The following is a 12,306-nucleotide window of genomic DNA, read 5'->3' as shown; positions in this document are numbered from 1 at the left end:
TGAAAAAAAACAGCTTTCCCATTTTAAATTCAAGGAAAAGCTGTTTTTAGGGTCCATTGGAAATGGGTGTCGTTGTCATGTTAGTTACACTAATTATCAGTGTGCAGGCACCTGCAGTTGCTGCTCTTCATCAAAATAAAGGAAATTTTCTTCTTCAAGTTCAACAAGACGCTCTTTATTAATTCCCAATGAAAGATTTCCTTCAAAGATCGTTTCCCACCAAGTATCAGTTGTTGTCATGTCCATTTCCTCCTTTAAATTCTTTGTTAGTTGAATATTCTATTCCCATCGATGCTATAATACAAAACGTCAAAGGTTGAAAAGGAATCGTTCGACCTATCCTTACGCCTTTACTAAACTATCCATAAAAAGGGGTTGTATCAGTGAAAAAAACAACATTTGCTCTAGTCGGTACAGGTATTGTTGGCGAGCGAATCATCAATCAATTACGTAACAACGAATCTGCAACAATTATTGCCTTGTATGATGAAAATGATGAACGTCTTACTGAAATGGCGGATACATACGGACTATATGCGGCATCCTCTTATGAAGAGGTTTTGGCGATGAAACCCGACTGGATCTATATTGGAACTCCACCTGTATCGCATGCTGAACTTAGTACGGCCGCGATTTCAAAAGGCTTGAATGTGCTTTGTGAAAAACCACTTGCACACGACGCCTCAGATGGACTAGTGATGGCTACAGCTGCAGAGAACAATGAAATTCAAACCGCGATGCATTTTCCACTCATGTATAGCTCGTCTGTTCGGCATATGATGAAACTTATTAATGAGGGTGAAATTGGTCAAATCGTTCGAATTGAACTCCAAACTTATTTCCCGCATTGGCCACGTGTATGGCAACAAAACCCTTGGATTGCAACGCGAAAACAAGGTGGCTTTACACGAGAAGTATTCCCGCATTATCTTCAACTTATGTACAGGATGTTTGGTCAACTTGCGATTACTTCCCACCAAACCGTTTATCCTGAAGATGAAACGCTTGCGGAAACGAGTGTTCTTGCTATCGGAAAAACTATGGATGACATTCCGGTCTTCTTGAACGGAGTTTCGGGAATTGGTCAACAAGAAGAACTGTCTTATACAGTATATGGAGATGAAGGTGTTCTGAAACTGCGCAATTGGTCGGAACTTAGCATGGCACAAAAAGACAGTCCTTTTGAGATATTGACTTCCTTCGATACAGTGAAAACGCTTACGGATGAGTGCATAGCTGCGGCTAACGGTGAAACTGCGCTGCTCGTGTCATTTGATGAAGGACTTGAAATACAAAAGTTGATTGATCTTCTATTGACTTGACAGTGGGATAAAGTGCTAACTTTTGCATCCTGCAACAATTCTAACTATGATTGAAGGTACAAAGAAATGGAGGGAATAAATTGAACTTTACTGCACAAGACGTAGAAACGATGATTGCTTCCCAACATGCATACTACTTTTCAGGCCAAACAAGGAGTTTTGCATTCCGCAAAGAAATGCTTTTAAAATTGAAAGAAGCGATTGTCGCTAATGAAGTGGAAATTACGGAAGCATTACATAAAGATCTTCGTAAAAGTCCTTTCGAGTCTTATGTAACGGAAATAGGTTTCGTTCTTTCAAGTATTTCACATATGATTAAACACCTTGAAGATTGGATGAAAGATGAAACGGTGAAAACGCCTGTTCATTTGAAACCAGCGAAAAGCTTCATTGTTCGTGAACCATACGGATCCGTGCTAATCATTGGTCCATTTAACTATCCGTTTCAACTTGTCATGGAACCGCTTGTCGGGGCGATTGCGGGCGGTAATTGCTCAATTGTCAAACCATCCGAGATTGCTGTTCACACGGCTCGTATTGTTGAAAAGATATTGACGGAAACATTTTCGTCTGATTATATACGCGTTGTAGAAGGCGAGCGCGAGGAGACGTCTGCGCTCATCCATGCCTCATTCGATTATATGTTCTTCACAGGCAGTGTAGCTGTAGGGAAAGTTGTCATGAAGGCGGCGGCTGAACGATTGACTCCGATTACGCTTGAACTCGGTGGGAAAAGTCCTGCGCTTGTTGATCAGACAGCGGATTTACAAAAAGCCGCTGAACGAATTGTCTGGGGGAAATTCGTTAATACCGGACAGACATGCGTCGCACCGGACTATATCCTCGTGCATCATTCCGTCAAAGAGGAACTTATTAAAAAAATGAATGTTGCGGTTCGGAAATTTTACGGGAAAGAGGCTTCACAAAGTCCGGATTATGGCAGAATCGTTAGTACTAAACATTTCGATCGTCTAGTGGGAATTATTGAGAACGACCGTGTGCATTTGATTAGTGGTGGTTATTCAGACCGTTCTGACTTATTCATTGAACCTACACTGCTTGATAATGTTTCATGGAACAGTGCTTCAATGGAGGATGAGATTTTTGGTCCAATCTTACCGATTTTGACATATGATAATCTCGGTGAAGCGGTTCAGAGAATTCGTCAATTGCCGAAACCACTTGCAGCATATATGTTTACTGAAAACGGTCAGGCGGCAGATTATTTCATTGAAAACTTGCCCTTCGGTGGAGGGTGCATCAATGATACGATTGCCCACGTTGGCAACGTGAATTTACCATTTGGAGGGGTCGGTTCATCAGGTATGAGTGCGTACCACGGAAAAGCGAGTTTCGATACGTTCACGCATGCAAAATCCATGATGAAAAAAAGCACGTCCATTCCAATGACACTAGCATTTCCGCCATATGGCAATAAATTAAAAATAGTAAAACCGCTCATCCGATAATGGATGGCGGTTTTTTTCATTTATTTAGCGGGAGTATAATCGTTGTTTCGGTTCCATGATTTATTTTGCTGTTGACGGTTATCGTTCCACCTTGATCGACGATGATTTTTTTTGTAATAAGCATTCCGAGGCCAGTACCTTCTGTTTTCGTCGTGTAAAATGGTTCAAATAGATTATCAATTGTTTCAGGATCCATTCCGGGGCCGTCATCGCTAATGAAAATGGAAACCGTGTCGTCTTGGAATGTGACAACGACAGTGATTACGCCGTTTTTCACAAGTGCTTCACAAGCATTTTTGAGAATGTTTATGAAAACTTGTTTCATACCGTCTTCATTACCCTTAATGATTGCATTATTCTTTGGAATCCGAACATCACAAAAAATAGAACGAGTAATAAATTCCGTTTCAAAAATCGATAGTACATCTAGAAGTGACTTTTCTATGTAGAACTCGGTGCATTTTTTTAAATTTGGTTTTGCTAGAGCGAGAAACTCACTGACTATCAAATCAACACGGTTTATTTCGTTATACATAATTTCGGTGTATGCTCGATATTGATTAGCGGGATCGTTGTTCATCATCTGTACGAATCCTGAAATTGCCGTCATAGGGTTACGTACTTCATGGGCGACGCTTGCAGCAATCTCACCGATTGCTTTTAGTTTTTCTGTATCGATTTGGAATTGTTCTGCTTGTAACTTAAGCGTGATGTCGCGTGCGATGAAGGATGTAGCGACCAACTTTTTATCGACATCATAGATGGGCGCTAATGTCAGTTCGGCATTAAATATAGTACCATCTTTCCTCATTTCTTTCGTTCGCAGAAAATGAAAGCTTTTTCCATCCAATAAGTTCTGAGTCCTCTCGGCTATTATTGAATCTTCGGATGAAGGGAAGAGTCGCGGCGCACGCCCCATGCATTCCTCACGCTTCCAGCCATACATTTTTTCAAACGCGGGATTCATTGCGACGATGTTCTGATCTAGGTCGAACATGACAATTGCATCTTCTGAATGCTCAATAAAAAGGTCGAGATAGCATTCTTTAGATGTAAGTAAAACATTCATCTTCTTGTTTTCCTTGAAGATAGTGTTCCAAAAAGGCGTGATTCTGAACGTATACAGTAGGCATAGGACTACCGCCATGCTAAAAATGAAAGCTATATTTGGGAGAAGTTGAGCTTCATCCACTGATCTATAAATCGGACTGAATAAGTAGAATAAAACAAAAACTTCTATACCTGTGATGAGCGTAATCAGTACGTTTAACCAAGTGATATTGTAGACTGCCACTAAGGCGACAGGGAAGATAAGATAAAATAATTGCACTAAATCAGGATTTAGTAAGTTTGTAATAAATATATATAGAATGTACCCAATTATTAGGGGGATTCGAAAAGTAAGAGAATTCATCCCCGATTTATAAAAGACAAACAGCACAGTAACGATAAACAATCCAAAAAGGGCTGCAATCATTTCACTAGAAAAACCTAAATAATAGGACATGAAAAGGTGTACGATGACGCTAGGGACAAAAAAAAGTATAATAAACATATTGCGTGAATGGACCACAGTCGAATTTTTCATTTGGCACCCCATAAACTATCTTTATACTTATCATACATGATTCCATATGGGGATAGAATAACCTATTTCGACGCGTAAGGGAAAGGGGAAATAGAAATGACAACAGGATTTGATGAAAAACGTATTGTTGACCTACTTAAAAGACTTGTGGAGACACCGAGTCCATCAGGTTATACGGAGAAAGTGATGAAACTGATAGCGAAGGAACTCAATGAAATCGGGGTAACGCATAAGCAAACAAACAAAGGAGCAATTATTGCAACGATTGAAGGAACAGATTCAACGCGCCATCGTCTGCTTACGGCGCATACGGACACGCTCGGCGCGATGGTGAAAGAAGTTAAAAGCGATGGTCGCCTGAAGTTGACAATGATTGGTGGCTTTAATTGGAACGCGGTTGAAGGGGAATACTGCCTCATCCATACAGCATCAGGGAAAGAAGTACGTGGAACAATCCTTATGCACCAAACAACTGTCCATGTCTACAAAAACGCTGGAACGGCAGAACGAAGCGCGGAAAATATCGAAGTGCGTATTGACGAGAAAGTAACGGATGCAGCTGGAACACGAGCACTGGGTATTGAAGTGGGCGATTTTGTATCATTCGATCCGCGTTTTGAAGTGACGGATAGCGGTTTCATTAAGTCACGTCACCTTGATGATAAAACGAGTACAGCCCTTTTACTGGGATTAATTCGTTCATTAAAGGAAGAAAAGGTTACACTTCCACATACGACGCATTTCTATATTTCTAACAATGAAGAAATCGGTTATGGGGGTAACTCTAATATTCCAGTAGAGACTGTTGAGTATATCGCGGTTGATATGGGAGCGATTGGTGATGGCCAAACTTCGGACGAATATACAGTATCGATTTGTGCTAAAGATTCAAGCGGGCCATACCATTATGCGTTGACACAACATTTGACGGGTCTTTGCAAAGAAGGTAACATTCCATTTAAACTTGATATTTACCCGTTTTACGGTTCAGACGCATCTGCTGCAATCCGAGCGGGCTTTGACGTGAAACATGCTTTATTTGGTCCAGGCATCGAATCTTCACATGCATTGGAACGGACACATATCGATTCGCTAAAAGCATCAGCACAGTTGCTTCACGGATACGTAACTTCAGCAATGATGGACTGAACGGAGGGTTTTAATGGAAACAGAAAAATTGCTTTCAATGTTGCCGGTTAAACAGGTACTGGGAGTTGTTCCGCGGACTGTGACGGATATTGCGATTGATTCACGCGCGGTGAATGCAGGGGGAATTTTCGTTTGTATCGAAGGATTTACGGTGGATGGCCATAATTACGTTGGAAAAGCGGTGGAGAATGGAGCAAGGGTTATCGTTGCTTCGAAGCAAGTCGATGTCGATTTGGATAAAGTCGCGGTTGTTATGGTTGAAAATACGTCAAGGGCTATCAGCTTGTTGGCGTCCCGTTTTTACGATTATCCATCGAAGCGAATGACGATGATTGGAGTGACGGGCACGAATGGCAAGACGAGTGTCAGTGGCATCATCCAAGCAATTCTTCAGCGGGCGGGTGAGAAATCTGCCGTTACCGGAACAATCGGTTTCGATTTGGATGGAACTCTTTATGGGACTGAGAACACGACGGCAGATGTACTGACTACACAAGGGATGATTGCTCGAGCGGCGGAAGAGGGATGTACAACGATGACGATGGAGGTATCTTCACATGGTCTAGTGGAAGGTCGTCTAGCTGGTACGGAATTCGATATCGCTGTTTTTACAAATCTAACGCATGATCATCTCGATTTCCATGGCACGATGGACAATTATGGACAAGCGAAAGGACTGTTGTTCTCACAGCTTGGACAAGACTTAGAGAAGCGTAAGTTTGCTGTCGTCAATGCAGATGATGAGTGGAGCAATAAGTTGTTGGAGATGACGTCTTACCCAGTTTTCACATACGGCATCCGAAATAAAGCAGTCTTTCGTGGATCACAGATTGAGTTACGGGCAAATGGTACGACATTCAGGCTTACCGCACCCGATGGTGAATTCCGGGTTGACATGAGCCTCATTGGTGAATTCAGTGTCTATAATGCGCTCGCGGTCATCGCTACTTTGTATGCCAAAGGAATGATGTCTGAAGATATTATTAACTATCTAGGGAAGATTTCAGCCGTCAAAGGGCGAATGGAACAAGTACCGACAGAATTGCCGATCACAATGTATGTCGATTATGCACATTCACCTGATGCCATTGAAAAAGCGATTGATGCAGTCCTTCCTTATAAGAAGGAAGGAAGTCGGCTAATCTTCGTCATTGGTACTGGCGGCAACCGTGATCGGATAAAACGTCCAATTATGGCAGATAAAGCATCTATCGCAGATTATGTAATCTTAACGACGGACGATCCGCGGGACGAGCCATATGAATCCATACTTTCAGAATTAGAAGCGGGTATGAAGCATGATCAATATGCTTGTATAGGTGATCGGACGGAAGCAGTGCGCCATGCGATAGCGGTTGCAAATCCTGAAGACATCATCATATTTGCAGGGAAAGGCCATGAAGATTATCAAATTATTGGCTCTGTGAAATATCCGCATTCGGACGCAGAAATCGCATTGGAAGAGGCGGAAAAGAAATTTGGTACTGGGTTAGTTGAAAAATGATTGAAGAGAGCTGTCCTGATTTTTGGATAGCTCTTTTTGATGGAATGGAAATCGTTGCGGTTCTGCTGTTATCGTAGGGTTTCGGGAATCCGTCCTTCAGTTTTACCTGCGCTTCGCTAATTCCGATAAAAAATTGTTGAAATCATTCTCTAATGTGTCTATGCTAAGAAAAGCAGAACAGAAGGAGACAATATATAATGGACAAACCAATACATGAAGAAATTGCATCCCGCCGGACGTTTGCAATTATTTCTCACCCGGATGCCGGGAAAACAACAATCACCGAAAAACTACTCTATTTTGGCGGTGCAATCCGTGATGCCGGAACAGTAAAAGGTAAGAAATCAGGGAAGTTTGCAACTTCGGACTGGATGGAAATTGAGAAACAACGTGGGATTTCGGTAACATCATCCGTCATGCAGTTCGATTACGATGGCAAGCGCGTAAACATCCTGGATACACCTGGACACGAAGATTTCAGTGAAGACACATACCGTACACTTATGGCCGTTGATGCGGCTGTCATGATGGTCGACTCAGCAAAAGGAATCGAGCCTCAGACAATTAAATTATTCAAAGTATGCCGTATGCGTGGGATTCCAATCTTTACGTTCATTAATAAAATGGACCGCCAAGGGAAAGAACCGCTTGACCTAATGGAAGAATTGGAAGAAGTGCTTGGCATCCAGTCTTACGCGATGAACTGGCCGATTGGAATGGGCAAGGAGTTCGTTGGTATTTACGATCGTTTTAACAAACGTGTTGAACAAGTAAGAGTCGATGATGACAAACGTTTTCTTGCGATAAATGAAGACGGAGGGCTTGCAGAACCCCATCCGATGATGGAAACATCCTATTATAAGCAAGCACTTGAAGACGTTCTACTTCTTAATGAAGCAGGCAATGATTTTGATGAAGAGAAAATAGCGATAGGTGAACTGACACCTGTATTTTTCGGTAGTGCGTTGACGAACTTTGGTGTGCAGACATTTTTGGAGACATTCTTACAGTTTTCACCGCCACCACAACCACGAATTACAAAAGATAAAACAGAAATTGATCCGTATTCGGAAGAGTTTTCAGGATTTATCTTTAAAATTCAAGCAAATATGAACCCAATGCACCGTGACCGTATTGCATTCGTCCGTATTGTTTCTGGTAAGTTCGAACGAGGGATGACTGTAACCGTTCCGCGTATTTCTAGGACATTCAAACTGACACAGACAACGCAATTTCTTGCGGATGATCGTGAAATAGTGGAGGAAGCAGTTGCGGGCGATATTATTGGTCTTCACGATACAGGTAACTACCAAATCGGTGATACGGTAATCGGTGGTAAATCAAACTTCCTATTCGATGCGTTACCACAGTTTACACCGGAACTCTTTGTTCGAGTAACAGCAAAAAACGTTATGAAGTCTAAGCATTTCCATAAAGGGATTCTTCAGCTTGTGCAAGAGGGAGCGATTCAGTATTACAGGACGCTCCATACTGAGGAAGTACTTCTAGGTGCAGTTGGTCAACTTCAATTCGAAGTATTCGAGCACCGCATGAAGAATGAGTATAACGTTGAAGTGCGCATGGAGCATGTCGGTTCAAAGGTTGCGCGCTGGATTGTCAACGAAAACGACGTTAATGAATCAATGGCAGGGCAACGTGCAATGCTTGTTAAAGATCGCCACGACAAACGTGTATTCCTATTTGAAAACGATTTTGCGATGCGTTGGTTCCATGACAAGTATCCTGAAATCGAGTTATATAGCCTATTATAATACTCAAACCCGACAAGACGGTTCATCCATCCTGTCGGGTTTTCTTATCTAGTAGACGTTCTTATTTGTAGTCGCCACCATCTTTCATTATGATTAATGAAATGAGACTTTTATGAAAGATAAGAAATTATACGTTTTTTCTACTAGGGTTGTTGTCTAGACTCCAGGCGCCGCCCCCTGGGAGGCTCACAGTATGTGAGTTACGCGGTGTATTTAGTCTGGGTTCCTTGAAAGTCGTTTTGCGGTGGGGGCTAGACGGCGCCTTCCGCTTTTCCAAATAAGAAAGGAATGTGTTCATGAAAATCAGTGATTTTTCTATAAAAAGGCCCGTATTTACGATTGTCATTATGTTTCTTATTATCATTCTCGGAGCAGTGTCATTTTTCCGTATTCCAGTGACGCTCATTCCGGAATTGAACCCGCCGATTGCTGTCGTTGTGACAAGTTATCCAGGCGCCTCTCCGGCTGAAGTGAGTGAGAAACTAACAAAACCGCTCGAAGCGAGTCTTTCGACTGCACCTGGATTGAAATCGATGCAATCCACCTCGCAGGAAGGTGCCAATTTCATCTTACTCATGTTTGACTGGTCGACTAAAATCGATGATGTCCAGCTCGATATTATGCAAAGAGTTGATCAGATCCCGGTCCCGGAAGGTGCGACTAAACCGCGTTTCATGAAATTTGATCCGTCCCAGTTCCCTGTTATTCAATTATCACTGCGTGCCACAGCGGAAGATACTGATATCCGCAAAGTTGCGGATCAGTTGGAGACTGAATTACGCCGGACGAAAGGCGTAGCAAGTGTTTCTGTTTCGGGTCAATTGATAGAAGAAGTACAAATCATTGTCGATCAGAAAAAACTGGTAGCGAATGGCCTTGAACAAGCTGATATCGTTAAGATGGTTCAAGCAAATAATGTGTCTATGCCTGGTGAACCAGTTAAAACGACAGCTGGCAAGCAACTCACAACCCGTATAATCAGTACATTAACGACTATATCCGATATTCGTAGTATCACAATTGGTGCGAATCCGTTGAATGGCGCTACAGTAACAATCGGCGATGTGGCGGATGTAGCACTTGTTGAAGCAGAGTCTGCCACAGAAACGCGTGCAAATGACCAGCAGGCTGTTCTGATGTCCGTGTTGCAAGAATCTGGTGCAAATACAGCGGATGTCTCAACCGCCTTCAAAGAGGCTCTAGACAACCTACTGGAAAAAGAAGAATTCAAAGGTGTCGAGTCAGATATTTTATTTGACCAGGGGGATTATGTAAAACTCGCCATCGGAAATATTGGCCAATCGTTACTTCTGGGCGGTATTTTTGCCATGCTGGTGTTGTTCTTTTTCCTGCGTGGCATAAAAAGCCCAATCATTATTGGTATTGCAATTCCATATTCGGTAATTGTGACATTTGTTCTTATGTACTTTGCTGATTTCTCGCTTAATATTATGACTCTTGGTGCGCTTGCACTTGGTATAGGGATGCTAGTCGATAACTCGATTGTTGTTATTGAAAATATTGAAAGACATCTCGCAATGGGGAAGGATCCGAAGGTTGCAGCTTCTGATGGTTCGAAGGAAATTGGTGGCGCTATTATTGCGTCAACGTTAACGACGCTAGCCGTCTTTGTCCCCGTTATTTTCATCAGCGGACTAATCGGACAGATCTTCACAGAATTTGCTTTGACGATTTCCTTTAGCTTATTTGCTTCTCTTGTCGTTGCTTTGACGGTTGTCCCTATGTTGGCAAGCCGTATGTTAAAAAAACCAACGAAAAATGTAGCAGCTCGGAGACGGCGCTCAAAAGGACTGAATAACTTTGAAAGATCGGTGAAATGGGCACTGAAACATCGTTCTGTCGTCCTGTTAGCTACACTAATCGTGCTGGTGTTAAGTAGTTTTGCTTTAACCAAGGTCGGGACAGAATTCTTGCCTGCGACTGATGAGGGATTTGTCAGCATTACCGTGAAGTTGCCGAATGGTTCATCTTCAACTGCGACAAATGAAGTAGTAAAACAAATCGAAGCGCAATTGAAAGAAGAAAGTGATGTGGAAGTATACGTAAGTCTTGTTGGTGGAACACAACAGGATATCGCGCAAGGTACATCTAAAGCTAATATTGCAGAAATATCCGTGAAACTTGTACCACTTGCGGATAGGGAACGTTCGATTTTTAAGTTCGTAGATGATGTGCAACCCGAAGTATTGAAAACTATCGGGGACGCTGCGGAAATTGGCTTCGTTATGCAGACAGCTGCGGGCTCAAGTCCGAATACGTTGACGTTCTCATTGAAAGATACTAACGAAGAACGTCTGAATGAAGCAGTTACTAAATTGAACAGTGAACTGGTCGAACTTGATTCCGTAACGGAAATGACAAATAATCTTCAAGATACTGTTCAAGAGATTCAAATCGAAGTGGACCGTCAAAAAGCATCTGACAAAGGATTGGTACCTTATCAAATTGCACAGACAGTAAACAGTGTCACACGCGGTTCATTAGCCACGCAGATTATTGGGAAAAATGATGAAGTGTTTGCTGTGTACGTGAAATACGATAAGAAATTCCGTAACAGTATGGATCAGTTGAAAAAATTGGAACTCCGTACTCCATCAGGCGCATTTGTGACACTTGGAGAAGTTGCGAAGATTGATATTGCGGAAGGACCCGTTTCTATCCAACGAGTCGATCAAGCACACTCGGTTACATTTAATATGAAATATGAATCGTCTAAGTCGCTTGGTGAGATGACGGCTAAAGTGAATGATACAATTGACAAACTTAAGTTGCCGGAAGAAATTGAGCTTACATTTGGCGGCGACAGAGAATTATTCGAAAGTGCGATAGATGACATGGTCATGGCGCTATTACTAGCCGTTGTCCTTGTTTACATTGTCATGGCTGCGCAGTTCGAATCATTTAAATATCCATTTGTAATTATGTTCTCTGTGCCACTTATGATCATCGGGGTAGCGATAGGCCTATTCCTGACAAGCACGCCAATCAGTGTTACAGCGATAATCGGGGTTCTCGTCCTCGTTGGTATCGTGGTCAACAACGGGATTGTCCTAGTTGACTATATTAATCAACGAAAAGAGGCGGGGCTAAGCTCTTATGACGCTATTATTGCCTCTACTAGGGATCGGTTGCGTCCAATCCTTATGACAGCACTGACAACTATTCTCGGCTTGCTACCTCTTGCGCTGGGTATTGGCGAGGGTACAGAGATGAACCAACCGATGGGAATTGCAGTTATCGGTGGGTTACTTAGCTCGACCTTGTTGACGCTGTATATTGTCCCAATCATTTATAGTTTATTTGATCGACAAACGAGAAAACGCGCAGTCGAAACTAAATAACCGTAGAGCCTCCCCTTTCTTGGGAGGTTTTTTTTACATTGAATCCGGTGTCATGAACTGGCACTGTGTTACGTATTAACTAGTAAACGAAATATTCTTTCAACCGATTTATTTCGATGCTATACTACTAAAATAAGGGG

8 protein-coding genes are annotated in these 12,306 nt (G+C 42.3%); 6 read left to right on the top strand and 2 right to left on the bottom strand.

What is annotated here, in order from left to right; genetic code table 11:
- Positions 1-96: 96 nt before the first annotated feature.
- Positions 97-240: a hypothetical protein gene (locus tag I2484_RS01515; protein WP_207149245.1), complete on the bottom strand. Its 144-nt coding sequence runs from the start codon at positions 238-240 to the stop codon at positions 97-99.
- A 143-nt stretch (positions 241-383) separates the two neighbouring features.
- Between I2484_RS01515 and I2484_RS01510 the strand changes: the two genes are divergently transcribed.
- Positions 384-1,322, top strand: a complete 939-nt coding sequence (locus I2484_RS01510) for a Gfo/Idh/MocA family oxidoreductase (RefSeq protein ID WP_207149244.1) — start codon at positions 384-386, stop codon at positions 1,320-1,322.
- Positions 1,323-1,402: 80 nt separating this feature from the next.
- Complete coding sequence (locus I2484_RS01505) at positions 1,403-2,791, top strand: aldehyde dehydrogenase (RefSeq protein WP_207149243.1); 1,389 nt, start codon at positions 1,403-1,405, stop codon at positions 2,789-2,791.
- 16 nt (positions 2,792-2,807) lie between these two features.
- On the opposite strand, the gene I2484_RS01500 is transcribed toward I2484_RS01505, so the two are convergent.
- Positions 2,808-4,379 carry a two-component system sensor histidine kinase NtrB gene (locus I2484_RS01500; RefSeq protein ID WP_207149242.1) on the bottom strand — a complete coding sequence of 524 codons (1,572 nt, stop codon included), beginning with the start codon at positions 4,377-4,379 and terminating at the stop codon, positions 2,808-2,810.
- 96 nt (positions 4,380-4,475) lie between these two features.
- On the opposite strand from I2484_RS01500, the gene I2484_RS01495 reads away from it, so the two are divergent.
- The 4 genes from I2484_RS01495 (at position 4,476) to I2484_RS01480 (ending at position 12,166) form a co-directional block, all read left to right on the top strand.
- Complete coding sequence (locus I2484_RS01495) at positions 4,476-5,528, top strand: M42 family metallopeptidase (RefSeq protein ID WP_207149241.1); 1,053 nt, start codon at positions 4,476-4,478, stop codon at positions 5,526-5,528.
- A 13-nt stretch (positions 5,529-5,541) separates the two neighbouring features.
- On the top strand, positions 5,542-7,032 hold the full coding sequence (locus tag I2484_RS01490) for a UDP-N-acetylmuramoyl-L-alanyl-D-glutamate--2,6-diaminopimelate ligase (protein ID WP_207149240.1): 1,491 nt from the start codon (positions 5,542-5,544) through the stop codon (positions 7,030-7,032).
- Positions 7,033-7,229: 197 nt separating this feature from the next.
- Complete coding sequence (locus I2484_RS01485; protein ID WP_207149239.1) at positions 7,230-8,804, top strand: peptide chain release factor 3; 1,575 nt, start codon at positions 7,230-7,232, stop codon at positions 8,802-8,804.
- Between the two features lie 296 nt (positions 8,805-9,100).
- Positions 9,101-12,166, top strand: a complete 3,066-nt coding sequence (locus tag I2484_RS01480; protein ID WP_207149238.1) for an efflux RND transporter permease subunit — start codon at positions 9,101-9,103, stop codon at positions 12,164-12,166.
- The last annotated feature ends 140 nt before the right edge of the window (positions 12,167-12,306 follow it).

Origin of the sequence: Sporosarcina sp. E16_8 (assembly GCF_017347095.1) — a bacterium.
In the GTDB taxonomy this organism is placed as follows: Bacteria; Bacillota; Bacilli; order Bacillales_A; family Planococcaceae; genus Sporosarcina.
The sequence above is the reverse complement of the archived record's forward strand: the minus strand, read 5'-3'. Positions and strand labels throughout refer to the sequence as shown.

Bases quoted from the DNA above. Each gene is read 5' to 3' on its own strand.
- I2484_RS01500 (WP_207149242.1), bottom strand. From the start codon at position 4,379: ATGAAAAATTCGACTGTGGTCCATTCACGCAATATGTTTATTATACTT.
- I2484_RS01480 (WP_207149238.1), top strand. From the start codon at position 9,101: ATGAAAATCAGTGATTTTTCTATAAAAAGGCCCGTATTTACGATTGTC.
- I2484_RS01485 (WP_207149239.1), top strand. From the start codon at position 7,230: ATGGACAAACCAATACATGAAGAAATTGCATCCCGCCGGACGTTTGCA.
- I2484_RS01515 (WP_207149245.1), bottom strand. From the start codon at position 240: ATGACAACAACTGATACTTGGTGGGAAACGATCTTTGAAGGAAATCTT.
- I2484_RS01495 (WP_207149241.1), top strand. From the start codon at position 4,476: ATGACAACAGGATTTGATGAAAAACGTATTGTTGACCTACTTAAAAGA.
- I2484_RS01490 (WP_207149240.1), top strand. From the start codon at position 5,542: ATGGAAACAGAAAAATTGCTTTCAATGTTGCCGGTTAAACAGGTACTG.